The following is a 24933-nucleotide window of genomic DNA, read 5'->3' as shown; positions in this document are numbered from 1 at the left end:
AGACCTGCCAGGGGGTCGATATCATTGCCGGAGGGAGGAAACGTATCACGAACAAGCGCCCCATGCAGGCAAGCCGGATAAAATATCGCCATCCATAAAAAGGAAGGATTGATTTTCCGATCCTGGCGTCCTAGATAATCTCCATCAGGACGGAGGCTGGGCATGGCTAGGACACGACACATCGGGCGGCGAATGTCCCAGCGCGGGATCAAGCAGGCGCTCGTCGACCTCACCCTTCAATTTGGAGAGGATGCGCAGGACAAATGCGTCCTCGGGCGGCGGGGGCTCATGCAGCTCATCGATGAGCTTCGCGATCTGCAGCGCACTGCCATGCAGGCGCTCGATAAGGGGGGCGTCATAGTCGTGCAGGCGGACGGCGCCCTGATCACCGCATACGACGTCGACTCCTTTGACCGCGGCCGCATCCATGCACGCTGATCACCAGCTCACCTCGCCGTCGGGGCAGATGGAGCTGATCCGGACCTTCCAGCACGAGCTGCAGCGCGCCGCAGCCGAGAGTGGTCAGGATCTAGCGTCACTTGTTTTGACCGTGGCGCAGATGCGCGTTGCGGCGCGCCTGCTTCCTGTGTCTGGCCCGAATGCCATGGGCTTCCTCGACATGGAGAGGGAGCTGACGGCCCCCGACTGGCAAGCGATGCTGGACCGTTTGCCTGCCGCATGGCCCCAGGCTTGGCGAGCGCCGGGGGCGACATTTTCACCGGTATCCCAACCTCTTCCGCCAGGTCACCTCGAGCGACTTAGGCGCCTCGCGCTCGCCACCCATGTCAAGAAGGGGGAGGCGGCAGATGCGGTGTCGCCGATGCGCGGCTGGATTCGGCGCGCCCTCCTGGCCGCCAGTGGCGACCGGGCCCTGTCCGCCTCCATTGCCAGCTTCGAGCTTTGCCAGCTCATCGCAACGGCGATCGACCCCACCGAAGCGCAGCACGTCTATTGCGCCTATGGGATGACGGCCATCGTCGCTACGCACATCGCCGAGACCCGAGGCGTCCAGGTCACCCTCGATGTTGAGGAGGGCTGGCTTGCAGGCATCTGCGCATGCATCGCTGTCGCCGATGATCTGCCGCTGATCGTCCGGGAACGCGACCCCTTAACCGAGCCAGCAAACGTAGATCAGGAGCTGTTCGCGGAACAGGAAAGCTACGATGCCGCGATCGTTTTCCCGCCCGTTGGCATGCGAAGCCGCGGCGAAGATTACCGAAGCCTCGGCACCAACCTCCCGCAGCCCGGCGTGGCAGAGGGGCAGTACGTGGCGCTGGCGCTGGCACGCGGCCGCCGCGCCGCTGTGTGCCTTCTCCCGACTGGTTTCCTCTTTCGCACGACCAAAGCGGATCAGGCGTTCAAGGAGCAGGCCATTCGGCTCTTCGGCCTGGACGCGGTCATTAGCCTGCCGAGGGACGCGTTCCCCTCGTCGTCGTTGATCCAGGTCGCAATGCTTGTTTTCCGCCCGAAGGCCAAAGTCCATCCGTGGATGCGCCAGCAGCAGCGCGTCCTCATGGTCGACGGGCGACCGGAGCGGGAGCGGGATAAGTCGCGGCCATCCACGATCGGTCGCTTTTCCACCATTCGGGACCTCGCTGACATCCTGCAGCACCACACTGAGACCGATTTCTCCGTACTGGCTTCTGCCGACGAGATCGCCGGGCACGACTTCAATCTCTCCGTCGAGCGCTACGTGCTCGATTCAGAGGCCCGCCGCATGCGTGACCTTCTGGCAAACGCCGAAGCTGTGCCGCTCGAAGACGTGGCGGAGATCAGCCGTCCGCAGGCGCTGCTGGTAGGCCGCGATCGCGCCGGCCGCGAAAGCCGCGAAACTGATGTCTCGGACAGAAGCGACGGCGTGCTGCTTGAAGTCGGGGTCGGCGACATCGACGACGCCGGCGTGGTGCGCATGCCGACGACGTCGGTTCCTGCCAGCGATGAACTTCTCCAGCGCACCAGGCGCGCGAGACTGGAGCCCGGCGATGTGCTGATCGTCATCAAGGGCAGCGTCGGAAAGGTCGGCTTCGTGCGCGACATCCCCGATGGTCCCGCCTGGCTCGCCAGCCAGAGCTTCGCCATCCTGCGGCTTCGTCGACGTGGACCAATCATCGACCCGGCCATCCTGTTCCGCTTCCTTTCGTCCTCCATGGGCCAGGTGACGGTGCAGAGCCTCAAGGTCGGCTCGGTGATCTCCGGACTGCAGATGGCAGACCTGCGACGCCTTCCGGTGCTGGTGCCATCCGCCGAGGCGCAGGGCGCCATCGCAGCGCAGATGAGTGCGATCTTCGACATGCAGGAAAAGATCCAGGAGATGCGCCAACAGCTGATTCAACGACAGAAGACGATTTGGCCCGAGATGGACGCGGCCACTCCAGAAAACGCGATTTACTCGGGAGGTGCATAACCGTGCTCAAGCTCACCATGGGAAAATTCAGCGATCGGTATGCAGTGGGATACGAGAGTCCTATCAACGGCCTGATTCATTGCGAGATGGCGGCATGAACATCAACGGCTTCATTTGGAGCATCGCGGATGACGTGCTCCATCATGTTTACGACCGCACCAAGTATCGCGACATCATCCTGCCGATGACGGTCATCCGGCGCTTGGACGCGGTGCTCGAACCCACCCGCGCCGCCGTCCTGGCACGAAAAGCAGAGCTCGACGCAGCCGGCGTTCCGGAAGCCGCACAGGGTCCCGCACTCGATCGTGCGGCCGGTCAAGCTTTTCACAATCGCTCGCCCTTCACCCTGCGCCAGCTTCTGGCCCGACCCAACCCCGAGACACAGAAGGCCGACTTCGAGGCCTATCTGGACGGCTTCTCCGAAAACGTCCGGGAAGTCCTCGCGCGCTTCAAGTTTCGCGAGGAGCTCGGGCGGCTTGCCGAGCATAATCGCCTTCATGCGTTGATCGAGAAATTCTGCGATGAGCGGATCAATCTCGCCCCAACGCCGGTCCGAGACGATCAGGGCCGAGTGCGTCTGCCCGGCCTCGACAACCACACCATGGGCACGATCTTCGAGGAGCTGCTCCGTCGCTTCAACGAAGATTACAACCAGGGCGCCGGTGAACAGTTCACGCCACGCGACATCGTGGAGATGATGGCGGAGCTGGTGTTCCGCCCCGCTAAGGATCGCATCGGCGACGGCACCTATCTTCTCTATGATGACGCCTGCGGCACCGGTGGCATGTTGACGGTCGGCGAAGCCAAGCTGCGCGAGCTCGCCCGCAAGGAGGGGAAGAAGACTGAAATCCACCTCTATGGCCAAGAACTGAACCCCGAGACCTACGCCATCTGCAAGGCCGACCTCCTGCTGAAAGGCGAGGGCGAAGAAGCCCGCAACATCGCCTTCGGCTCGACCCTGTCCGCCGATGTCCACGGCCGAAACGGGCTGAAGTTCGACTTCATGATGGCCAATCCCCCGTTCGGGACAACCTGGAAGATCGACCTTGCGGACATGGGCGGCAAGGCCGCCGCGAACGATCCCCGCTTTGTGGTCGAACATGAGGGGCTGGCCAACGAAGACGATCGGCTGCGCCTGTTGCCGCGCGTGTCGGACGGCCAGCTCCTCTTCCTCGTCAACAAGCTGTCCAAGATGAAGGACACCCCGCTCGGATCGCGCATTGCCGACGTTCACAACGGATCGGCCCTGTTCACGGGTGAGGCCGGTTCAGGCGAGAGCAATGTCCGCCGCTGGATCATCGAGAACGACTGGCTCGAGGCGATCGTCGCCTTGCCGCTCAATATTTTCTACAACACCGGCATCGCCACCTATGTCTGGGTATTGAGTAACCGCAAGGCTGAGGCCCGTAAGGGCAAGGTGCAGCTCATCGACGCGACCAAGTGGTTCCGACCGCTCCGTCGGAATCTGGGCAAGCGCAATTGCGAGATGACCGCCGAGCACATCCAAGCCGTGCTCGATGCCTATGAGACGATGGAGACGAGCGACACGTCGATCGTGCTGCCCAACTCGTCCTTCGGCTACTGGAAAATCGTCGTCGAGCGCCCGCTGCGGCTCCGCTCGCGCTTCACGCGGGAGGCGGTGGACGCGCTGCGCTTCCAGAGCGGGCACCGCGCTCTGCGCGAGGCGCTCCATGCCGAGTTCGGCGATGCGCTGTTTGACGATTTCGCCAGCGTCGCTGAGCGGCTGAAGGCGCATCTTGACCCGCCTGAGCCGGAAGGCGAGGAGGCCGCCGAGGGTGAGGAAGAGGCGAGCGCGGACGGCGAGGACGCAGCTGCCGAGACCGAGGACGCCACGCCGAAGCTGCCGCGCAAGACCATCAAGAAGCTACTCGACGCTGGCACCTGGGCACGTGATCGTCGCCTGCACCGCGCTGCGGAGCGGCTGATGGCACTTATTGGCCAGGCCGAGCATGACGATTTTGCCGCGTTCGAAGCGAAGCTTGCCGCTGTGATCAAGGCAGAAAAGCTCGCGCTGAAGCCCGCTGAGGCGCGGCTGATCGCGCGGGCGATGAGCTGGCGTGCCGCAGATGCCAAGCCGATCGTCAAATCGGTATCGAAGAAGGCCGCCGATCCGCACGGCGGGCTCTTCGCGGTCACCATGAAAGGCAAGCCGGCGGTGGTAGCCTACGAGCCGGACAAGGCGCTGTCGGATACCGAGATCGTGGCGTTCGACGAGGCCGGCGGCATCGAGGCGTTCTTCAAGCGCGAAGTGCTGCCCCATGCAGCTGACGCCTGGATCGACCGTGACAAGACGAAAATCGGCTATGAAATCTCGTTCGCGCGGCACTTCTATAAGCCTAAGCCTCCGCGCCCGCTCGCCGAGATCAAGGCCGAGATCGACGCGTTGGAACGCCAGACTCAGGCACTTCTCGACGTCGTGCTTGTCGAGGCTGAGGCATGAGCACGGCGCTGAGGCCATACTCCCAGTATCGGGACAGTGGCGTCGACTGGCTTCCGCGGGTGCCGACGCACTGGGAGGTGGTGCGTAACGGACGCCTTTTTGCCGAGCGCAACGAGACAGGCTTTCCCGATCTGCCCATTCTGGAAGTCTCACTGCGGACAGGAGTTCGCATTCGTGACATGGAGGGCGGACGCAAGCAGCAGATGGCGGACCGCGCCAAGTACAAGCGCGCGGCCCAAGGCGATATCGCCTACAACATCATGCGGATGTGGCAGGGCGCCGTGGGTATTGCGCCCTGCGACGGGTTGATCAGTCCCGCCTATGTCGTTGCGAAGCCATTCGATGGCGTCGATTCACGCTTCTACACTTATTTGTTCCGCACATCCGCCTACATGCGCGAGGTCGATTTCGCCTCCCGGGGGATAGTCCCCGATCGTAATCGGCTCTATTGGCAGTATTTCAAGCCAATGCTGTCGCCCGCCCCCCCTCCCGAAGAGCAAGAGCGGATTGCCGATTACCTCGACGCCTACACCACTCAGGTCCAGCGCCTCATCGCCGGTAAGCGCCGCATCATTGCCGCGCTGATTGAGCGAAAGCGCTCGATTATCACGAGCCGTCTCTACGCATTCGGCGACGCGGGGCTTTCTCCAACCCCTTGCAACTCGGATTGGCCATTGCGTGCCATTAAGCGGCTTGCGAGCGTATCGTTCAGCAGCGTCGACAAGCATACCTACGAGCATGAACGGCAAGTCCGCGTTTGCCACTATGTCGACGTGTACAAAAATGACAGTGTCGGACCTGCCACGCCATTTCGCGAAGGTTCTGTAACAGAATCTGAGTATGCCAGCTACTCGCTGAAGGCTGGTGACGTTCTAGTAACTAAGGATTCCGAGGATTGGAAGGACATCTGCGTTCCATGCCTCGTGACTGATGATATCCCTAACGCTGTTTGCGGATATCATCTAGCGATCCTTCGACCAAACACAGAGCATATCTCCGGTGATTATCTTTATTTTGCTCTGCTAGCTGCACCCACAACATGGCAGTTCCACAAGACCGCTACCGGTATCACGCGGTACGGCATCGGAAAGAACGAAATAGGGACCGCCGTAATTCCTTTACCAGCGCGAGTGGAGCAGGGCGATATTTGTCGTATGCTCAATGAAGAATTGAGGTCGATCGATGCGGCCAAAGATAAGGTCGTACGAGAAATCGACCTCATCGTCGAATACCGCGACAGCCTGATTGCCGCCGTCGTGACGGGACAGCTCGATGTGCGCAACGCCGTCATACCCATCGTCGAAGGTGACCTGTCCCATGACGCCGCGACCGGCGCCGAAGAACTGGAGGATGCGCTCGATGCGGTCGACTGATGTGAGTGAGGGCGGACTGGAGGCGCTGATTGTCGCCGCACTGACCGGCACGGGGGTGCCTATCGTGCACGCAAGGCCCGACGTCACGGACGGGCGGGCACCCTCTGCTGCCCCTGATTGCTATATCGAAGGCCATCGCGACGACTACGACCGCGTCCACGCGCTCGATCTCGTCCAGCTGATCGCCTTCCTCCGCGCTACCCAGCCCGAGTTGGTCGGCACGCTCTCGCTGGACTCCGACGGCCCCCAACGCCGCGGCTTTCTCGCCCGGATCCGCGACGAGATCACCAATCGCGGTGTCATCGACGTCCTCCGCTCCGGCGTCCGCCATGGCGCGCACGCGGTGACGCTCTATTTCCCGCTTCCTTCACCCGGCAACTCACAGGCCGAGACGCGCTTTGCCGCCAATCGCTTCTCTGTCACGCGGCAACTCGGCTACTCGCAGGATACTGCGCGACGCGCGCTCGACCTGGGCCTGTTCGTCAACGGCGTGCCGCTTGCCACCTTCGAGCTGAAGAACAGCTTGACCGGCCAGTCCGTCGCCCACGCCGAGGCGCAGTACAAGACGGACCGTGACCCCAGGGAGCTCATTTTCCGTTCCGGCCGTTGCGCGGTTCACTTCGCAGTCGATGACCGCGAGGTGCGGATGTGCAGCCACCTCGCCGGCCAGAAAAGCTGGTTCCTGCCGTTCAATCGCGGATGGAACGACGGCGCTGGAAACCCGCCCAATCCCGGGGGCATCAAGACCGATTACCTTTGGCGCCAGGTGCTGGCCAAGCGCAGTCTCGCCGATATCATCGAGAACTTCGCTGGAATCATCGAGGAGCGGGACGCTCGCGGGCGGGTCACCGCACGTAAGCCGATTTTTCCTCGCTACCACCAGCTCGATGTCGTTCGGGCGCTTTGCGCTAACGCCACCGAACACGGCCCAGGCAGGCGCTACCTGATCCAGCATTCTGCCGGCTCCGGCAAATCCAACTCCATTGCTTGGACTGTGCACAAGCTTGTCGGGCTGGAGCGCGCAGGCGCGTCGGTTTTCGATACCGTCATCGTGGTGACCGACCGCCAGGTGCTCGATAAGAACCTGAAGGATACCATCGGTGGCTTTGCGCAGACCGCACGCCTGATGGGCCATGCCGAGCGATCCGGCGACCTCCGCACCTTCATCGAAAGCGGCAAGAAGATCGTCGTCACGACGGTGCAGAAGTTTCCCTTCATCCTGGACGATATCGGCAGCACCCATCGCGGTCGCCGCTTCGCCATCGTGATCGACGAGGCACATTCCAGTCAGGGCGGGCGTTCGGCCGGGGCGCTGAACACGGCACTTGGCGGCAGCGCCGCGGACGACGAGATGACGACCGAGGACCGCATCCTCGCCATCATCGAAGGCCGACGTATGCTGGACAACGCCAGCTACTTCGCTTTCACCGCGACGCCGAAGAACAAGACCCTGGAGCTGTTCGGCGAGCGCTATGAGGCGGACGGGGTGGTGAAACGTCGCCCGTTCCACCTCTACTCGATGAAGCAGGCCATCGAGGAGGAGTTCATTCTCGACGTTCTGAAGCACTACACGCCGGTATCAAGCTATTACCGCCTCGCCAAGACGGCGGCTGATGACCCCGAAGTCGATGTGTCCCGCACGCTGAAAGCCTTGCGCCACTACGTCGAAGGGCATGACCACGCGGTCGCCACGAAGGCCGGAATCGTCGTCGATCACTTCCTCGACCAAGTGATTGCCCGGCGTAAGGTCGGCGGCGAAGCACGCGCAATGATGGCTGCAGACGGCATCGAGCGGGCGATCGATTATTGGCGGGCGATCAACGCAGCTCTTGCTAAGCGCGGCTCACCCTACAAGGCGATCATCGCATTTTCCGGAAGCGTCGATGACGCAGGCCAGCAGCGTACGGAGGCGTCGTTTAACGGATTTCCGAGCAGCGATCTGGAGGAAAAGTTCGACGCCGACCCCTATCGATTCCTGGTCGTCGCGGACAAATATCTGACCGGGTTTGATCAGCCTAAACTGTTCGCGATGTACATCGACAAGACGCTTGCCGGCGTCAAAGCGGTGCAGGCGTTGTCACGGCTCAACCGCTCTCGGCCGGGGAAGACCGAGCCGGTCGTGCTGGACTTTCGCAATGATGCCGCCGTCATCGAAGCCGCGTTTTCGGACTTTTATCGAACGACAATCCTCTCGGGCGAGACCGATCCCAACAAGCTTCACGACCTGAAACGTGGTCTCGACGAGGCAGGCGTCTACACTGACGCCGACGTCGAGGCCCTAGTCGCACTGTTCCTGCAAGCGGCGCCCCGCGACCAGGTGGACCCCATCCTCGATGCATGCTCAGCGCACTACGAAGGGCTTCCGGAAGACGACCAGATTGCGTTCAAGGGTGCGGCCAAGGCGTTCGTTCGGACCTATGCCTTCCTCGGCGCGATCCTGCCGTATGCCGTGCCCGAATGGGAGAAGCTATCGACTTTCCTAAAGCTACTGATCCCGAAGTTGCCAAGTCCCACGAGCAACGAAACGCCGGTCGACGTGCTCCAAACGATCGACATGGACAGCTATCGGGTCGAAATCGAGGCGGCCATGCAGATCGCCTTGGCAGACGCCGATGCGGAGATCGAGCCCGTTCCCACGGGTGCCGCGGGCGGCCGCCCGGAGCCAGATGTCGACCAACTCAGCAGCGTGATTCGTGACTTCAATGAACGCTTCGGCGCCACGGAGTTTCGGGACCAAGACCGTGTCACCCGGTTCCTGTTTGAGGAGTTGCCAGAAAAGATTGGCGCAAACGGGCGAGTGCAAAATGCGCTGCGGAATAGCGACAATCAGAACGCGCGCATCGAACACGACCGGGCCGTCGATGATGAGCTGCTAGGCAGCCTAGCCGATCACACGGATCTGTATGCACTCTACAATACGGACAAGTCGTTCAAGGCGTGGCTGCAAGAGCGGCTGTTCACGGCTGCTAAACGGGCTCAGAATCGGACGCCGCCCGCAGCATGACCGTCACCGTCCAGATTCTGTTCGATCAGCCGCAGCACGAAATCGCCTCGCTCCTGCGCGACCGACTCACCCGCTGTCGGTCAGCTTCCCTGGTAGCGGGCTTCATGACTTCGGCGGGAATCGAGGCCATCGCTGAACCCCTTCATAGGGGTCCTGGCAAACTGACCGCACTGGTCATCGGTGCAGGCACCTACCAGGCCTTCCAGGCTTTTGATGGCCTCCTGGATGCGGGAGTGCCGCCAGACCGGTTGCATGTGCATCTCGGGTTCAGTGGACCGAGCGGAGGCAGGGACAATCCCTTCCACCGCTACCGCCCCATGCTGCACAGCAAGGTCTATCTTTTGGAGATGGCTGACGGCACGGCGTCGGCGTTCGTTGGCTCACACAATCTGACTGGCTTCGCTCTGCTCGGTTTGAACGGCGAGGCTGGGGTGCTGATCGAGGGCGGCGTCGATGAACCGGAATTTGTCGCGCTCCGGCGCCATATCGCCGAGTGCGTTGCCCAGGCCACCGCGTACGATAGCGATTTGAAGGAAGCCTACGCTTGGTGGACCACACAGTACGTCGAGGGACTGAAGGTCGAGATTGGACGTCCGCCCTCCGATACGGAGAACAAGCAGACCATCGTTGTCCTCGCGGCCCGCGCATCGGGACCACTGCCGAAAATTGGCGACGTTATTTACTTTGAAATGTCGAAGGCACTCATGGAGTTCAACTCCCTTCGACCCGAGGTGCACATCTACGTCTTCGACCCGTTACCCGCTACGCCGGCTGTGGCATTGCTTCAGCTTGACTCTGCCAAAGCGAAGCTCGTCTGCGTGATTGACGGGCTACAGATGGAGCGCGGCGGAGTTGAGCTCCTTGCAGATTTCCACATCGACAATCGCAGGCAGCCTGATCTCAAGCCCGCGACGCGGCCGTTTCGCCCAAGGCCGGCACCTGGAATGCAGCAGGTCAGCGTTCGTGTCCAAGGCAGTATCCCCGGTGCATTTGAGTATCTGTTCGACCGAGGAAAAGCCGAGTGGGCGCCGGTCTATGACGATGCTCTGGTCCCTTCACGCATCGACGGGGGGCAGGAAGTCACTGTGCCAGCTGATCTCTTGCCGCGGGTAGGGCAGCGGTGGCTGCGCGTCCAGGGGCTCCAGCGTGTCGGCCCCGCCGCACAGGAGGCAAACCAGTTGGTGTTGTGGGACGCTGACCCTTCATCAGGATCGTTCATTGTGTTTTCGTGGCGCCGCCGCCGCGGCGGTCAGCGGGGTACTGAACGCGCAGGGACCGGCCGGCCGCCGGGGGACTGAAACGATGGCGATGCCTGATTACCAATCCCTCATGCTGCCGGTTCTCGAGATCGGCGCGAAGGGTGAGTCCTCGGTTCCTTTGGCAGCCGACGAGATTGGACAGCGCTTTGGTCTCACCGCCGAAGAACGCGAGCAAATGCTCCCCAGCGGAAAGCAGCGGATCCTGCACAACCGGCTGCACTGGGCCAAATTTTATCTGACCAAGGCAGGTTTGCTCGAAAGCCCAAAGCGGGGCCGCTTTGTGATTACCGATGCGGGCAGAAAAGTGCTCGCCAGCCCGCCGCCAGAGCTCAATACGAAATACCTACTGGCAATCCCGGCCTTCCGCGACTTCTACCGCGGCGAGGAGGAAGCCGGTGCCGCCCATCCGGTCATGGAGGTGGAGCCACCGGTCGCGACACCCGAAGAAGTCGTTGACGCTGCCCATAAAGCCCTTCAGGCGGCACTGCGCGATGAACTCTTGGGAAGAATCCTGCAGAATAGCCCTGCCTTCTTTGAGCAATTGATCGTCGAACTTCTGGTGGCCATGGGCTACGGGGGATCGCGTCTGAATGCTGCGGAGCAGCTCGGCAAGTCCGGTGATGGCGGCGTCGATGGCGTGATCAATGAGGACGTCCTCGGTCTCGATCGGGTCTATGTGCAGGCCAAGCGGCACGCGCCTGGCAGCACCATCGGGCGGCCGGAGATCCAGGCATTTACCGGTAGCCTCGTCGGCCTCGGCGCCTCGAAGGGGGTCTTTGTGACGACCTCCGCGTTCTCGGCCCAGGCCATCGACTTTGCATCGAGGATCCCGCAGCGCGTGGTGCTGATCAACGGGAAGCGCTTAACCGAACTGATGGTCGAGCACGGTGTCGGGGTGCGAATCAGCCGAACCGTTGAGTTCAAGCGTCTCGACGAAGATTTTTTCTCGGAGGAGGAGTGATCCGCCCGACCGGCCGTACCGAAGTGTTCGCTCTCGCAGTACGGATTTCGGGCAAGTGGGGTTCGAACCACGGCAAGCGCCGAGCGCGCTGAAACGGGCCATTTACCTAGGTTTTTGAGTTCCGTACTAAATCGGCCAAGTCAGGAGGTCCGGAGAGAATTGACCTCCGGAGAGCGATTTTCCGCCGTCTCCGCGTCCTGCTAGTCAACAGGTCCGCCCCGAAAACCCCAGGAAATCTGCCACTCAGCGCGGCGGTCGGTCAGGCGGAGAGTGCGGCTCGCATCGGAACTGGCGGACAGGGTGGGCTCCCAATGTCTGCCATAAGCATTTGAATTACTGTCGTAAGATGGATTTTTGTCGGTCAAAACCCATCGTTTGACCCCAGAAAAAATAATCCGCTTGCCGGCTGAAAAGGTCCGCCAAACCCATAGGGCCGGGCGGATGGTCGCGCCTCAATCACCTTCGCCGCGCAAAGGTATCCGACCATCCAAGATCCGACGCCGCCACTCATCGCACGCCGCTTCAACTCGTGGGCTCAAAGGATCGTCTGGCGAAAGGAAGGGGCGAGCCAAAACGTCAGCCAGTTCCGGCAGCAATTCAGGCGAGCGCCCCAGCAGGTGTAGAACGATGACCTTCAAGGCGACGACCTCGCCCGCAACCGTGTGCCTGAAGTCGTCTTCCATTAGCGCCCCTCGCAGGTGTGAGGAGACAAGGCTAGCAGATCGCCCCCGCCCTCAGCACGTCCCATCCGCATAGCACAGGACGAACACCTCGGCCGTCTCAGGCAAGCCATTCGCCCGGCGATAGGCCGCCGCTTGTGCCTCGGCCGAGACGCCCGGCTCCTGCCACAGCAGATGCAGCCCGCCCGCCGCGGCCTCCTCCAGCTTCTCCAGCCGCTTCAACATCGCATCGAGGCCCTTCATGTGCCGCCCTCCATCGCTGCCAGGTGATCCCGCGCGGCCACCAGCTCGGCCGTCCGCATCCAGGCGAGGGGCCGCTTCACGCCATTGGCGCGCAGCTCGGCCACCCATCGCGCCAGGTCCCGCCACACGCTCGCCGGCCATGCTGCCACGGGCGCGTCAGGCACCCAGGACGGGCGAGGGGCCAGCACTTCCGGGGTTGCTGCCTCCAGCCGATCGAGCCGGCGCAGCATGCCGTCGAGGCCCTTCATCGGCCCGCCCCCCGGATGGCTTCCAGCCGCTCCAGCCGGGCTTCCATCTCGGCCATCTGCGTGGCGTCACGATGCGCGGCGAGCAGCCCGGCGATAGCCGCGCCCTCCTCGGGCGAGAGCTTGCCCACCGCGACCTCGCGCAGCACCGCCGCCGCCGCATCGGCCGCGTCCTTCGCCGTCTCCAGCTTGCCCAGGTCGAAGGTGACGGGGCGGCCCTTCCGGGCGGGCCATAGGCGCGTCAGCAGCACTTCCGCCGCCCGCACATCGCCGCCCTTCGCCTTCTCGCAGAGGGTCTGCATGATCGCTTCCGCGTTGTCCTCGCCGATCTGGTCGAGCAGCTTCAATGCCGGGTGCTTGCTGCCCGGCGGACGGCCCGGATTGCCAGGCTGAAACCGCCCGCGCTGGTCCCGATACTCGGCCGGATTTTCGGGGCAGGTCGCCCCGTCCAGAACATCATCCATGGTCAGCTCCTCTCCGCGTGTGACGGGTGTGACGGGTCTCCCATTTCAAGCGTATCGGGCGCGCACACGCGCACGCGCGGAACGTCGATAAGGGGGAACCCGTCACACCCGTCACAGCGCCCCTCATCAGACCACCCCTCGATCGGAAGGGAGGAGGCGCACGCCCACGAACATGGCGCCCTCCCTGGTCCGCCGCTTGGCGTGGTGTTGCTCCATCGCCGCCGAAAATGCCTTGTTGGTCCCTGGGTTCTCGCCCCGGTCCTTCGTCCAGGCGGACCAGTCGCGGAACAGCGCCGCCGATGCCGTCAGGGTGGCAGGCTCGATCTTGCACCGCTCGGCCAGCCATTGGCCGAGAAGGTCTTGCTCCGCGAAGTAGTCCGCCGTGGTGTCCCGGACGATCTCGGGCATGCCCAGGCCCTCGCGCTGCCAGGCGAGGCACCCCTGGACAGCCCAGGCGAGGATGCCCGGCATCTCCTCCTTGAGGCGTTCGGGCAGCGTGTGGTCCGGGTGGGTTGGCTTGAAGGTGAGGGGCAGCAGGTGGAGGCGCCGCCGCATGGCGTCGTCCGGGTTGCGGATGACAGGCCGGTGATTGCCGACCATCACCAGCTTGAAGACGGGCGTGAACTCAAAGAAGTCGCCACGCATGAAGCGCGCCGCGATCTTGTCGCCACCGGTCAGCGCCTTGACCCGCGCCTCGGCCAGCACCCGGCCCGCCTCGGTCTCTTGCGCCACAACCAGGCGCGCGCCACGCAGCCCGGCTAGGTCGGTCGGGTGGCGATCGTGCTGACTGGCCATGAAGGTCTCCATGGGCGCGGTCGTGGCATAATCCCCCATGACGCCGGCCAGGGTGTTGACCATCACGCCCTTGCCATTGCCGCCCGGCCCGTGGGGAACGAGGAACGCATGCTCCCGCGTGGTGCCGGTCAAGATGTAGCCGGCCCACCGCTGCAGGTAGGCGACAACGGTCGCATCCCCTTGCGTGATCTCATCCAGGAAGCGCAGCCACCGGGGGCAGGTGCCGGCGGGCGTGGAGCCCGTCACCTTGGTGAAGTGGTCGGATTGCCGGTGCGGCCGTAGCTCGCCCGTCCGAAGATCCACAACGCCACCGGGGGTGTTCAGCGCCCAGGGGTCCGCGTCAAACAGCTCGGCCTCCCGGACGTGGCGCGGGTCGGATCGTGCCATGCGCTCCACCGCGGCGACCTTTTGCGCGCTGGCGATGGCCAGGCCCTTCTCGTTGCCGGCCTTGCCCTCGAACTGCGCCGCATGGGCATGCTCCCGGCACACCCGGCGCACCATGTCATAGACGGCGAGTGTCTTGTCCTTGGCCCAGCGCGCCCCGTCCCATCGCAGCCAGTGGCCCCATTCGGGGACGTAGAGCAGGTGCGCGTGGTGCCGATCGGTGAAGGACCAGGCGATATCGTCATCCGAGAATGAGACGGTCCCGCGCTGCACGCGCGCCTTGGCCTCATCCAGCGCCAGGTCTAGGCCGCTCGGCTGCAGTTGCTCCTTGGCGCGCAACCAAGCCTCTCGCACGCCATCCATCAGCGGGCCCGCCCTTCGCCCGTGGCGCGCCGCAGCGCCGCCCGCGCGTCCCGCATGGTCTCGAAGGCGAGGATCACCACGCCTTCGTGCTCCAGCGCATCCAGGGCGATGACCTCGCCCATGGCATTGGGCCAGTCCCGGCCTTCATCGTGCGTCAGTAACGCATGGGTCTTGCCGCGGCCTGCCACCACACCCTCGGGCCGGGCCATCGCCACATCGTCACCGATGCAGACCATATGCCGGTAGGGCTCGGGCTTCGGCAGGATGTGCAGCCGGATCACCTTCCCGCGCAGCGCCGCCGCGTCGAGTTTCTCAGCCATTTCGGAATGCCCTCCGGTGCTGGAATTGTGTCTGCGTAACAGACCGATGGAGTGTGAGGCTCACATGCGGCCATAGGTTCAGTGTCCGGGCGTCATCCCAACTCGGCCGCAAATGCCGCAGCGCAGCGCGGAAAGCCTGCCCGGCTTCATGGGTGGAATGCCGTCCTGCCAAGCGGGTGCGGAGGATGATCCTACGGCCGCGCATGGGTGTCCTGTCCGTTACCGCCCCCATCGGCAGCCGTGACGCGGCGGTAGAGCGCCAGCACTCGGCCCATGCCCGACGCGGTGATCTTGCCGCGGATGCCCAGCACCGCCACCAGCATGGCCCGCTCGTCCAGGGTCAGCCGGTCGCCCGCATGGATGAGGAGCCAGCGCGCTTCGCGGCGTGTGGCGTTGGATTGCTCGCGCCAGATGGCGGCGCATGCGCCCGGTCGGCTGGCATGCTTGGGCGCGGCCTTGGGGGCGTTTGGCGTGGGGAACATCATGCGATCGCCCACAGGTCGCGCAGGAAGCCCTTGACCGCATCGAAGGTGGGGAAGCTCGCGCCCACCTCCTCGCCGCGTCGCAGGACGACGCCGGCCAGCGCCAGGTCGCGCCGCGCCACCGGCTGACCCGCGCTCCGAAAGCCCAGGCGGGCCCGCACCGGGCGGACCAGCAGGCCAGGGGCCGAGACCGTGACGTAGAAGGGATGGGCGAAGGTGTCGCGCCAGACGATGGCTTGCAGCGCCGGCCCTTCGCCTCGACCATGGGCGGCGAAGATGCGCGTGAAGACCGCGCCCTCCATCGGCTCCTGCACGGGGGCGTTTCGCCATCCGGCCGGCGGGATTGGGGGGCTGGACAGTGGGTTTCCAGCCACCGCCGCCACCGGGGCAAGGTTTTCCCTGCCACGCGGGCGCGAGTTGGGCGGATGCCTCGTCCGCATCATCAGACATCCATCCCGCTTGAAGCCCCGCGCGAATTGGCGAAGTGGAACGACTTCCGTGCGCTGCCGCGCGTGCCCCGCGGCATCTCGGCAAGCGCGTAGCTGCCGGCCGTCTGCGCCGCCTGGGTCAGGCCAGAGATGAGCGTGCTGGTAGCAGACGCGCGGCCAGCGGCGAGTGTGCCCGCCGCCCCGGCGCTGGCATTGGCCAGCATGCCTTGGACGCTCGCATAGGCGTCCGCCATTCGAGCCCGCCCGCCGGTCCGGGCGTTGTCGATCTCGGTCAGGCCCGCAATGCGCGCCGCTCGGGTGCCGGTCTCGCCGCGCAGCACCGCGTCCGCCAGCAGGTTCCGCGCCCGCGTGCCGAACTGCTGCACCTCCAGCGAGCCTTCCAGCCGCGTCGCCGCGCCCTGCATGGTGAGGTCGTTCACCCGCATGCCGGTGTTGTGCCGGATGGTCAGGGCCTCAAGCTCTTCTTGTCCGGCGCTGAACGCCAGCACCTCTAGCGGCGAGCCTTCCATGGTCACGCCCGACGCGCCGTAGCGCGCCCGCTGGTCCGCCAGGATGAACTGCGACCGCAGCCGGCGCCGGGCCTCCTCGGCCTCGCCGGCCGCCGCCGTGGCAGCCGCTGCCGTGTCGAAGCGAAGCGCGTTACTCTCGGCAATCCGCATGGTTGCCGCCGCGGTCTCGTTGATGGCGTTCACGTTCAGCAGCGCGGCCGTCCGCTCGGCCTCGGCATTGAGCCCCGCAATGGCAATGCTGCCCTCGGCATTGGCCCGCGCGGCTTCCTCGGCTGCCGCAGCGTTGGCCCGCGCCGCCTCGATCTGCATCTGCGCGTTGGTCAGGGCCGCGGCGAAGGAGTTGGCCGCGGCGTCGCTTGCCGCCCTCATCTGTCCCTGTGCGGAGAACACCGAACCGCCGACAGAGGCGCCAGCGGAGACGGCGGTGAGGGCGGTTGCCGCAGTCACGCACATGGCTGCTTGCCCTCGCCGGCGGCGATGGTGGGGGCGGGCATCGGCAGGCCGACGCGGGCCAGATCGGCGCGGGCATCGGCAGCGAACCGGGTGAATGGGCAATCCGGCATCACCGTTGGGGACGGGATGGCCAGCAGCCCGCGGAACGCAAAGCCCAGCGTCGCCGTGATCCGATCCCGCAGGTTGATGCGGGTTTCCATCGGAAGTTGGCCGGCCAGCGGCAGGGCCTCCAGGCGGGAGAGGACGCCCGTCAGGGCCTGGACCGCCGAGACCACGCCCCCCAGCTCCGTGGCGCCCTCAGCAGCGAAGGCGTCGAACGCAGCCGCCGCTTCCGCCCCCTTCGCCTCTAGCGCGGCACGCTCCGCGCGGGCCGTTTCGGCAGCCTCGCGGCGATGAAGCGCATCGCGAGCGCCCTCAAGCCCCTCGATCTCTGCGCGGATGGCCTTCCGGTCAGCGTCGAGGCGGGCCAGCGTCTCATGGTCCGCGCCGTCGAGGTTGGCTTCCTGCCATTCCGCGATCTTCGCCGCCTCTTTCGCCGCCAGCGCATCAATCCGGCCGCCGATCTGCTGCGCCAGGCTCACGACCGGCGCGGCCTCGGTCAGGATCTTCGCCGCAGGGCGGGGCATAGCGGGGGGAACATCAAGCAGCGAGCGCGGCTCGTTCAGGGTCGCGGGTTCCATGGTGTCTTCCTGCTGATTGGTGGCGCTCATCGGGCGATCCCCCGCTTGCGGGCCTCGGTCGCCAGGTGGCGGACCATCCAGGCCGAGTTGCCCAGGCCGGTCTCGGCCAGGAAATTGCGAAGCTTGGGGTCACGGCTGACCAGGGCCTTCGCGGCAGCCAGCGCGGCAGGCGCATCCTTGCCCAGCGCGCCATGGACGACGCGCAGCCCCTCGGCCTGTGCGTCGCCGCCGCGGGCCTCGATCTGCTTCATGCGGCTGGCGTCATCCCAGGCCGCGCGGAGGAGTTGGGCGGGGATGCGGTAGGCTTGGCTGGCCTGCACCAGCGCCGCGCGCGTCTCCTTCTCGCTCACGTCAGCCCAGCCGCCCACCGTGGCCTCAGTGAGAGGCGCGTCCATCGGGTTCGGGGTGGAAGCCCGGGCCGCAGCCTGGATCATGACCTGCGTGCGGGCGGCTTCCCCTTGCTCGGCCACCGCCGCGCGCAGCGCGAGGGGCGACGCTTGCACGTCCGGGGAATAGACCTTGACGGTCGCCTCCTTCGTCACGGTATCGGCCTTGAGCAGCGCGGCCGTTGCGATGTCGCCGCTCATGCCGCGGTCGCCTTGCGATCGGACAGCATGTGCGCGGGCGGCTGGCGCTCAACCCAGCGGCCCCAGGCGTCCACGCTCAACAGCGTGGCGCGGCCGGCCTTGATGAGGAAGCCAGGCCGGCCGGCGGCGATCTCATCGGCGTGGATGCGGCGAAGGGTGTTCTCGCTGATGCCCGTGACGCTCCGCTGAACCGGAAGGCCCACCGTCCGGGGGCGGTGCTCCACGGCATCAGCTTTGTCAGCAGCGGGCTCGGCGGCCACGATGGAAACCCGCACGGGCGGGCGACCTCGCGGGCGGGAAGGGGTGTCGGATTGGGGATGCATGCTCTTCCTTTCCAGACGCTGCCAGGGGGCAACGACGAGGAAAGGAATGGCAAAAGCGCCCGCAGATTGGGCGTGCGGCTTATTCGGTCCTATTTGTCACAGGAGGGCGCGGCCATGGCCACGCCTCAGCGCCGAGGGCAGCCGCAAACTCGGCAATCACATAGTCATGGAAGGCCCGCTTCTTCTGGTAGCCGCGGCGGATGGCCTGAAACAAAGCGCGCCGGCCTTCCGGGTCGTCCCAGTCCATCCCGCCAAACACGTCCCGCCGCTTTCCGTAGCCGGGAAGCTCGCCGCCGTTCTCAGCGAACCATGCGGCCCAATTCTCGGCGACTTCGCGCGCGGCAGTCTCGACAGGGAGGCGGCTTCCGAGGGTTGCGACCGCAGCCGCTTGCCGGTGCAGAAAGGCCCACACCAGTGGATCCCGATTGAATGTGACAGCCCCGGCCGGCTTGCCTTGCCGACGCTTCGGCATATCAGCCACCAATGACTTCGCTAGCTCGCGCCGCTCATCCTCGGACAAGTGCCGCCGCGCCAGATCGGCCAGGCCCTCCACCGTGACGATATCCGACGCGCCACGATGGGCCGCATTGGGGGTGGGCTCAGTCAGCAGCGCCGCAGCCCGCCGTTTCTGTGCTGATACGGAGGACGCTGCCTCCGCTTCCCCGTCCGGGGCCTTCGCCTTTGGCATGCCGCGCCGCCCTACAGCGTGGGCCCAAGGCCGGGCAAAAGCCGCTCGATATCCTCGGCCATGCTTCGCGCCACCAGCTCGTCATCGCTCCCGATGGAGTGCCCGCCGTTATCGTTCAGCGTGTAGCAGATGCGAGCAGCCTTCACGGCGATGCCAAGCAGGGTGTCGGCCGGCGTCTCGGCCATGGTGGTGAGCACCGCGGTCAGACGGTCCAACGCCTCATCAATCGCGGCGTTCGACAGATCGGCCGTCGCGTTGCAGGCCACACCATGCGCTGCTTCCGCCGCATGGCTCTCGGCCAGCAGCGCCACTAGGCGCGCGTCGTTGCCGGTCGCGGGCGGGGGCGTTCGGGTGGCATCAGCCAGCGCCCGAAGGGTAGCGAGCGCCCCGCCGGCCATCCCTTGCCCGCCTTGGCCTGCGCTATTCGGCATTCCAGCCTCGTTCATGGTCGTCTCCATGCTCGCGGTCAGGCGGGCCAGGGTGTTCCAGCACCCGAACCCGCCGCCCTCAGATGCCCGGAACCGCCGGGCGCGGATCTCGTCAGGCCACCACCGCTGCCACCGGGCGCAGGGGCACCACCTCGCCGGGCTCGCGGTCGCAGAACGCGGCCCATTCATCCATCAGGACGCGCCGCTTCTCGAAGGCATCGCCGCGCCGGTAGGACGCTTCCACCTTGTTCTCGATCGTGTGCGCCAGGGCCATCTCCACCACCTCGCGCGGATGCGCCGTGGCCTCGCCCGCCCAATCGCGGAACGTCGAACGGAACCCATGGGCCGTGATCTCGCCGGCCTTCATCCGCTCCAGGGTCTTGAGCATGGACATGTTGCTCAGGCCCTTGCCCTTGCGCTGGCCAGGGAAGACGTAGCCATCGCCCTCCTCAGGCTTGAGGGGCAGCATGGAAGCCAGCAGCGCCAGGGCAGGGACGGAGAGGGGGACGCGATGCTCCTTCTTCGCCTTCATCCGCACGCCCGGCACCGTCCAGACGCCGGCCTGCAAATCAATCTCGGACCACTTCGCGCCGATGACCTCGCCCGTCCGCGCCGCGGTCAGGATGGTGAACTCCAGGGCCCGCGCGGCGGTCCCACCTTGGGCGCGCAGCCGCTTCATGAAGGGGGCGATTTCCTGCCACGGCAGCGCCGCGTGGTGCTTCACGTCCTTCGCCACCTTGCCGAGAAGCAGCATGGCCAGCTTGGGGTCAGGCGTGGGGTTTATGCCTTCCAGCCAGCCCTGTGCGGAGGCAAAGGCGAAGATCATTTCGACGCGCTGCCGCACCCGGCGGGCCGTCTCGCGCTTCGTCGTCCAGATCGGCCGCAGGATCTCCAGCACGTTCTCGCGCGTGACCTGCCCCACCGCCTTCTCGCCGATCTTGGGGAAGACGTAGGTTTTCAGGCTCGCATCCCATTGGGCGCGGTGCTTGGGGTTCCGCCAAGCGGTGCCATGGGTGGCGATGTAGGCCTCGGCCGCTTCCTTGAAGGTCTTGCCCGAATGGTCCGCCTCGGCCTTCGCCGCCCGCTCGGCCTTGCGCTGGTCAATCGGGTCCACCCCATCGCGGAGGAGGCGCTTTGCGTCCGCGGCCCGGTCCTGGGCCTCGCGCAGCGTGACGCCACCGCTGCGCCCTTCCAGGTCCACCGGCCCTAGGCCCATCTCGCGCAGCTTGCCGGCCACCGTGAACCGGAAGGCCCAAACCGCCACGCCAGGCTTCTTCACCATGAGGTAGAGCCCGCCGCCGGCGGCATGCTTCCCAGGCTCGCCTTTGGTCAGGAGAGACTTCGCCTTCGCCACCGTCAGACCCGCCGCCGCCTTAGCCATGGAAAAGTGTCCTCCCAATCCCATAGTTTGACCCCATAGCTTTATGGGTCGCTGTGGGTCAAGCGGAATGCGAAAGGGGGTCCGAAGGGCCGGAAAATCGGCCTCTTTTGAGGTAAATCAGCGATTTATGGGGCTATGAGGGGGTGTCGTGAGGGAAGGGCTGGCGGACAGGGTGGGATTCGAACCCACGGTGGAGTTACCCCCACGGCGGTTTTCAAGACCGCTGCCTTAAACCACTCGGCCACCTGTCCGGATGCCGCTTCGTCGCGCGGATCGCGCCCACCCGTCAATCACCGTCCGCCCTTCACCGCGCGCTGAGGAAGCCCTTGGCGCCCGCGCCCAGCACGCGCGGCAGGTGGGTGTAAATATAGCGGCAGCCGCTTGCCAACACCTCAGGCAGCGTCTCGGTGGTGGCGGGCATGCCGGGCGTCATCCCCGCGGCGCGGATGCGGGCGAGCGTGGCCTCGATCGCGGCCGCGACCGGCGGCGCCTTCGGATTGCCGGGATGCCCCATGGATTGCGAGAGGTCGGAGGGGCCGATGAAAAAGACATCAATGCCCGGGACCTTCAGGATCTCCTCGGCATTGGCGATGGCCTCCTCGTGCTCGAGTTGCACGCAGACCAGCGAATGCGCGTTCGCCTGCGCGGCGAAATCCGGCATCTTGGCACCCATCCCCCAGCGATCCGGCCGCGTGCCGGCCGCCATGCCACGGCCGGCACCGGGGCCGAACTTCACGGCGGCGACGGCACGGCGCGCATCCTCCGCCGTGTTGATGTGCGGGATCTGCACGCCCGCCACGCCGCGGTCCAGGATCTGCTGGATATCGGCCGCCGAATTGCTCCGCGGCCGGCCGATGGCGGTGATGCCCACCGCATCGGCGGCCATGCACATCAGTTCCACATCGGCGAGCGAGAGCGAACCATGCTCGCAATCCAGCAGCACCCAGTCGAAGCCCGCATGGCCCAGCATCTCGACGATGGGCGCCGAGGGAAACATCAGCGAGCAGCCGAGTGCCGGCTTCCCCGCCGCAAAAAGGGCCTTCATCCTGTTGGTCATTCCACGCTCCCGGTGGCCAGCGCGCGCGCCCAGCGCGGCCAGCCCAGCTCATTCGCGCGGCGTGCCGCCGCGTCCCAGTCATACTCGAGCGCGAGCAGTTCCGCCCCCCAACGGCCATTGTGGCGCGTGAGCACCGCATAGCGCGCATGTGGCGAGCGATGCTCCAGCCCAGCCGCGGCCGGGGAATCCGCGAAGACCGGGCAGCCCACGCTGCCCGGGTTCAGGATCATGCCGCCGCCCGGGCCCGTCACCACCGCCTGCCGGTGCGAATGGCCGCACAGCACCACGGGCGAGGCCGCCGCTTCGCCCAGGCGCTCGGCCAGGAGGGCGCGGCGGGCGGGGGCAAGGCGTCCGTCCTCCGTCATTTCCTCCAGCAGATAGGCGCTGTCATCGGCGGGCGTGCCATGCACCGCCAGGATGTCCGGCGTGAATTGCAGCGTGGCGGGCAGGGCGTGCAGGGTGGCGCGCTGCGCCTCGGTCAGCGCCTGGCGCGCGAAGAGACCCGCGGGCGGCATCTGGGCGTCCGGGCGATCCACGATCCAGCGGTCGTGATTCCCGCGCACCGTCGGGATGCCGAGATCGGCCAGCAGTTCGAAGGTCTCGCGCGGCCAGAGCGGGCCGGCCACGCAGTCACCCAGGTTGATGGTGGCATCCACGCCCCGGCTCGCGAGGTCCGAGAGCACGGCCTCCAGCGCCATGAGGTTGCCGTGGATGTCGGAGATGACGGCGATGCGCATCAGAGGTTCCGCCGCTCGGCACGCAGCGTGGTCAGGCCGATGCCCGTCGCCTCGAAGCCGCCATCCACGGCGATGACCTGGCCGGTGATGTAGTGGGACTGGTCGCCGCAGAGGAAGAAGATGGCCGCCGCCAACTCACTCTCGAGGCCGTACCGGTTGAGCGGCATGGCGGCGTGGTAGTCGGCGCGGATCTCGGGGGTATGGACCGCCTTGGCCATGGCGGTGTCCACCGGCCCGGGTGCGACCGCATTCACGCGGATGCCAAGGGAAGCGAGCTCGACGGCCTGCTGCTTGGTCAGGTGCATCAGCGCGGCCTTGCTGGTGCCATAGGCGACGCGCAGCGTGGAGGCACGCAGGCCCGAGATGGAGGCGATGTTGACGATGGCGCCGCCGCCGCCCTCGGCCATCAGGGGCGCCGCCGCCTGCGTCATCAGGAAGGGCCCGGTGAGGTTGACGGCGAGGACGCGGCTCCAATCCTCCTCCGTCGTCTCCAGCAGCGGCTTGAAGATGGCGATGCCGGCGTTGTTCACCACCGAATCCAGCCGCCCGAAGCGCTCGCGCACGCGGCGGATGGCCTCGGCGACGGCCGCCGAATCCGAGACATCGCAAAGGAGTTCGAGAACGGGCGAGGGGAGGGACGCCACCCCGCTCGCCAGCACATCCGGATTCACGTCGAGGAGGGCGACCTGCCAGCCCTCCTCGAGGAAGCGACGCGCGGTGGCGAGGCCGATGCCCCGCCCGCCCCCGGTGACGAGGGCGACGCGCGCGCTCATTCGCCGGCGAGGCGAAGCGCGGCCTGCGGCGCGCCGAGGCGCATCAGTCCATGCACATCCGGCGCGGAAGCGAGGCTCACGACCGCATCGGCCAGCGCCTTGGCGCCCTCGGCGCCGAGCACGGCATCGGCCAGGCCATGGAACTTCGCGCGCAGCTCGGCTTCAGTCAGGAAGTTCGCGGGCTCGCCTTTCGGGACCACCACCTTCTTCACGAAGACCTGGCCGCGGGCGCGGATGGTGAGCTTGCCCGACATGTTGGCCGGGAACTCCGCCTGGATCTCGGGGTCTTCCTCGCAGGTGATCTTGGGCATGAGGGCGCGCAGCTCGGGCGCATCCATCTTCGGGTAGCTGTCCCATCCGAAATGGCCGTGGGCGAGGGCGCAGGCGACGACGAAGGGGCCGGAGAACTGGCCGTCCACCACATTCTTCGGGTGCTGCTTGTAGGCCAGTGGCGCGCCGACCAGCAGCATGCCCTTGTTGGGCAGGCCCATGGTGACGCTCTCGATCTCCTCGGCCTTCAGCCCGTGTTCGGCGCGCAGCGCCAGCGCCGCATCCACATTGGCATGGCCGTAGCGGCAGGAGGGATAGGGCTTCACCGCCGTCTCCATCAGCTCGAACTCGGTGCCCAGGTTGCGGATGGCGCGCTCAGGGTTCGGATTCGGCGCATAGGCGCGCAGGAACCCGGCCTTGCCCTCAAGCGCCTCGGCAGCCCCGCGGAAGCCCTCGCGCGCCAGGAGTGCCGCGGAGAGGCCGGCCATGGCCGCCCAGCCCACCTGGAACCGCTTGGTCCAGGCCCCATTGGCGAGGAATTGCAGGCTCCCGGCCGATTGGCTGAGGGCGATGCCCAGCGCATCGGCGATCTGCGCCTCGCTGAGGCCAAAGACGCGGCCGGCGGCCGCCGCCCCGCCGAAGACGCCGCAGGTGGCGGTCGGATGGTAGCCGCGGTCGTAATGGTCGCCGCCCGGAAGCGCCACGGCCAGGCGGTTCGTCACCTCATAGCCGGCCACGATCGCGGCGATGATGTCCTTGCCCGAGGCGCCGCAGATCTCGGCGGCGGCGAGGGCCGCCGGGATGACCGGGGCGCCCGGGTGCAGGGTGCCCGCGGCATGCGTGTCGTCGAAATCGAGGCTGTGGGCGAAGGCGCCGTTCAGCAGCGCGGCCCCCGCGGGGGACCAGCGGCTGGTCTCGCCGAAGACGGCGTGGTTGCCGTGGGCGAGGCCCATCGCCCGCGCGGCCGCCATCAGGGGCTGGCTGCTTTCGGCATCATGCCGGCCACGGACGATGTTGCCGAGCAGGTCCAGGATGAGGAAGCGCGTCCGCGTCTCGACCTCGGCCGGCAGGTCCTCATGGCGGATATTCGCGGCATAGCGGGCGAAGGTGGCTGTCACGGCGGTCATGGCGTCATCCTCAAGGCGGTTTTGGCGATCAAA

General features: G+C 65.9%; 26 protein-coding genes and 1 tRNA gene. 6 read left to right on the top strand and 21 right to left on the bottom strand.

The window, feature by feature from the left end; translation table 11 throughout:
- Window positions 1-144 precede the first annotated feature (144 nt).
- Window positions 145-429 carry a hypothetical protein gene (locus tag R9Z33_RS13440; protein ID WP_318647091.1) on the bottom strand — a complete coding sequence of 95 codons (285 nt, stop codon included), beginning with the start codon at window positions 427-429 and terminating at the stop codon, window positions 145-147.
- On the opposite strand from R9Z33_RS13440, the gene R9Z33_RS13435 reads away from it, so the two are divergent.
- From R9Z33_RS13435 to R9Z33_RS13410, 6 genes are all read left to right on the top strand, one after another.
- Window positions 428-2404, top strand: a complete 1977-nt coding sequence (locus R9Z33_RS13435; protein ID WP_318647090.1) for an N-6 DNA methylase — start codon at window positions 428-430, stop codon at window positions 2402-2404. The genes R9Z33_RS13440 and R9Z33_RS13435 overlap by 2 nt on opposite strands.
- A gap of 94 nt (window positions 2405-2498) precedes the next feature.
- Window positions 2499-4865 carry a type I restriction-modification system subunit M gene (locus R9Z33_RS13430; RefSeq protein ID WP_318647089.1) on the top strand — a complete coding sequence of 789 codons (2367 nt, stop codon included), beginning with the start codon at window positions 2499-2501 and terminating at the stop codon, window positions 4863-4865.
- Window positions 4862-6238: a restriction endonuclease subunit S gene (locus R9Z33_RS13425; protein WP_318647088.1), complete on the top strand. Its 1377-nt coding sequence runs from the start codon at window positions 4862-4864 to the stop codon at window positions 6236-6238. The genes R9Z33_RS13430 and R9Z33_RS13425 overlap by 4 nt, the downstream gene beginning before the upstream one ends.
- The gene (locus R9Z33_RS13420; RefSeq protein ID WP_318647087.1) at window positions 6225-9242 is read left to right on the top strand and encodes a type I restriction endonuclease subunit R; all 3018 of its coding nucleotides are present in this window, start codon (window positions 6225-6227) and stop codon (window positions 9240-9242) included. Before R9Z33_RS13425 ends, R9Z33_RS13420 begins: the two co-directional genes overlap by 14 nt.
- Window positions 9239-10540 (top strand): phospholipase D family protein, encoded by a 1302-nt coding sequence (locus R9Z33_RS13415; protein ID WP_318647086.1) that lies wholly within the window; start codon window positions 9239-9241, stop codon window positions 10538-10540. Before R9Z33_RS13420 ends, R9Z33_RS13415 begins: the two co-directional genes overlap by 4 nt.
- Before the next feature lie 31 nt (window positions 10541-10571).
- A complete protein-coding gene (locus R9Z33_RS13410; protein WP_318647085.1) occupies window positions 10572-11462 on the top strand; it encodes a restriction endonuclease in 891 nt (296 codons plus the stop codon).
- 452 nt (window positions 11463-11914) lie between these two features.
- Here R9Z33_RS13410 and R9Z33_RS13405 read toward each other — a convergent pair whose 3' ends face one another.
- The 20 genes from R9Z33_RS13405 to R9Z33_RS13310 all read right to left on the bottom strand — a co-directional run bounded on the left by R9Z33_RS13405 (window position 11915) and on the right by R9Z33_RS13310 (window position 24900).
- On the bottom strand, window positions 11915-12145 hold the full coding sequence (locus R9Z33_RS13405; RefSeq protein WP_318647084.1) for a hypothetical protein: 231 nt from the start codon (window positions 12143-12145) through the stop codon (window positions 11915-11917).
- Between the two features lie 51 nt (window positions 12146-12196).
- Window positions 12197-12385, bottom strand: a complete 189-nt coding sequence (locus R9Z33_RS13400) for a hypothetical protein (protein ID WP_318647083.1) — start codon at window positions 12383-12385, stop codon at window positions 12197-12199.
- The gene (locus R9Z33_RS13395) at window positions 12382-12633 is read right to left on the bottom strand and encodes a hypothetical protein (RefSeq protein WP_318647082.1); all 252 of its coding nucleotides are present in this window, start codon (window positions 12631-12633) and stop codon (window positions 12382-12384) included. The genes R9Z33_RS13400 and R9Z33_RS13395 overlap by 4 nt, the downstream gene beginning before the upstream one ends.
- Complete coding sequence (locus R9Z33_RS13390; protein ID WP_318647081.1) at window positions 12630-13094, bottom strand: DUF5681 domain-containing protein; 465 nt, start codon at window positions 13092-13094, stop codon at window positions 12630-12632. The genes R9Z33_RS13395 and R9Z33_RS13390 overlap by 4 nt, the downstream gene beginning before the upstream one ends.
- Before the next feature lie 126 nt (window positions 13095-13220).
- Window positions 13221-14636 carry a phage/plasmid primase, P4 family gene (locus R9Z33_RS13385; protein WP_318647080.1) on the bottom strand — a complete coding sequence of 472 codons (1416 nt, stop codon included), beginning with the start codon at window positions 14634-14636 and terminating at the stop codon, window positions 13221-13223.
- Window positions 14636-14956, bottom strand: coding sequence for a hypothetical protein (locus R9Z33_RS13380; protein WP_318647079.1), 321 nt, complete (start codon window positions 14954-14956; stop codon window positions 14636-14638). The genes R9Z33_RS13385 and R9Z33_RS13380 overlap by 1 nt, the downstream gene beginning before the upstream one ends.
- A gap of 191 nt (window positions 14957-15147) precedes the next feature.
- Window positions 15148-15438: a hypothetical protein gene (locus R9Z33_RS13375; protein ID WP_318647078.1), complete on the bottom strand. Its 291-nt coding sequence runs from the start codon at window positions 15436-15438 to the stop codon at window positions 15148-15150.
- Entirely contained in the window at window positions 15438-15752 is a 315-nt protein-coding gene (locus R9Z33_RS13370; RefSeq protein ID WP_318647077.1) for a hypothetical protein, read from the bottom strand. Before R9Z33_RS13370 ends, R9Z33_RS13375 begins: the two co-directional genes overlap by 1 nt.
- Before the next feature lie 128 nt (window positions 15753-15880).
- Window positions 15881-16849 (bottom strand): hypothetical protein, encoded by a 969-nt coding sequence (locus R9Z33_RS13365; protein WP_318647076.1) that lies wholly within the window; start codon window positions 16847-16849, stop codon window positions 15881-15883.
- On the bottom strand, window positions 16840-17559 hold the full coding sequence (locus R9Z33_RS13360; protein ID WP_318647075.1) for a hypothetical protein: 720 nt from the start codon (window positions 17557-17559) through the stop codon (window positions 16840-16842). The genes R9Z33_RS13365 and R9Z33_RS13360 overlap by 10 nt, the downstream gene beginning before the upstream one ends.
- Window positions 17556-18116, bottom strand: coding sequence for a hypothetical protein (locus R9Z33_RS13355; protein ID WP_318647074.1), 561 nt, complete (start codon window positions 18114-18116; stop codon window positions 17556-17558). The genes R9Z33_RS13360 and R9Z33_RS13355 overlap by 4 nt, the downstream gene beginning before the upstream one ends.
- Entirely contained in the window at window positions 18113-18391 is a 279-nt protein-coding gene (locus tag R9Z33_RS13350) for a hypothetical protein (RefSeq protein ID WP_318647073.1), read from the bottom strand. The genes R9Z33_RS13355 and R9Z33_RS13350 overlap by 4 nt, the downstream gene beginning before the upstream one ends.
- A gap of 127 nt (window positions 18392-18518) precedes the next feature.
- On the bottom strand, window positions 18519-19127 hold the full coding sequence (locus tag R9Z33_RS13345) for a hypothetical protein (RefSeq protein ID WP_318647072.1): 609 nt from the start codon (window positions 19125-19127) through the stop codon (window positions 18519-18521).
- An 11-nt stretch (window positions 19128-19138) separates the two neighbouring features.
- Complete coding sequence (locus tag R9Z33_RS13340; RefSeq protein WP_318647071.1) at window positions 19139-19573, bottom strand: hypothetical protein; 435 nt, start codon at window positions 19571-19573, stop codon at window positions 19139-19141.
- 94 nt (window positions 19574-19667) lie between these two features.
- Window positions 19668-20936 carry a tyrosine-type recombinase/integrase gene (locus tag R9Z33_RS13335; protein ID WP_318647070.1) on the bottom strand — a complete coding sequence of 423 codons (1269 nt, stop codon included), beginning with the start codon at window positions 20934-20936 and terminating at the stop codon, window positions 19668-19670.
- A gap of 161 nt (window positions 20937-21097) precedes the next feature.
- Window positions 21098-21187: transfer RNA gene (locus R9Z33_RS13330), tRNA-Ser, on the bottom strand.
- Window positions 21188-21240: 53 nt separating this feature from the next.
- Window positions 21241-21981, bottom strand: coding sequence for an HpcH/HpaI aldolase family protein (locus R9Z33_RS13325; protein WP_318647069.1), 741 nt, complete (start codon window positions 21979-21981; stop codon window positions 21241-21243).
- 8 nt (window positions 21982-21989) lie between these two features.
- Window positions 21990-22730 carry a metallophosphoesterase family protein gene (locus R9Z33_RS13320; protein WP_318647068.1) on the bottom strand — a complete coding sequence of 247 codons (741 nt, stop codon included), beginning with the start codon at window positions 22728-22730 and terminating at the stop codon, window positions 21990-21992.
- Window positions 22730-23503 (bottom strand): SDR family NAD(P)-dependent oxidoreductase, encoded by a 774-nt coding sequence (locus R9Z33_RS13315; protein WP_318647067.1) that lies wholly within the window; start codon window positions 23501-23503, stop codon window positions 22730-22732. The genes R9Z33_RS13320 and R9Z33_RS13315 overlap by 1 nt, the downstream gene beginning before the upstream one ends.
- Complete coding sequence (locus R9Z33_RS13310) at window positions 23500-24900, bottom strand: MmgE/PrpD family protein (RefSeq protein WP_318647066.1); 1401 nt, start codon at window positions 24898-24900, stop codon at window positions 23500-23502. Before R9Z33_RS13310 ends, R9Z33_RS13315 begins: the two co-directional genes overlap by 4 nt.
- Between the last annotated feature and the right edge of the window lie 33 nt (window positions 24901-24933).

It is taken from the genome of Sediminicoccus rosea (genome assembly GCF_033547095.1).
GTDB classification, from domain to species: Bacteria; Pseudomonadota; Alphaproteobacteria; order Acetobacterales; family Acetobacteraceae; genus Roseococcus; species Roseococcus rosea.
This window is presented reverse-complemented; position numbering and strand designations above follow the sequence as displayed.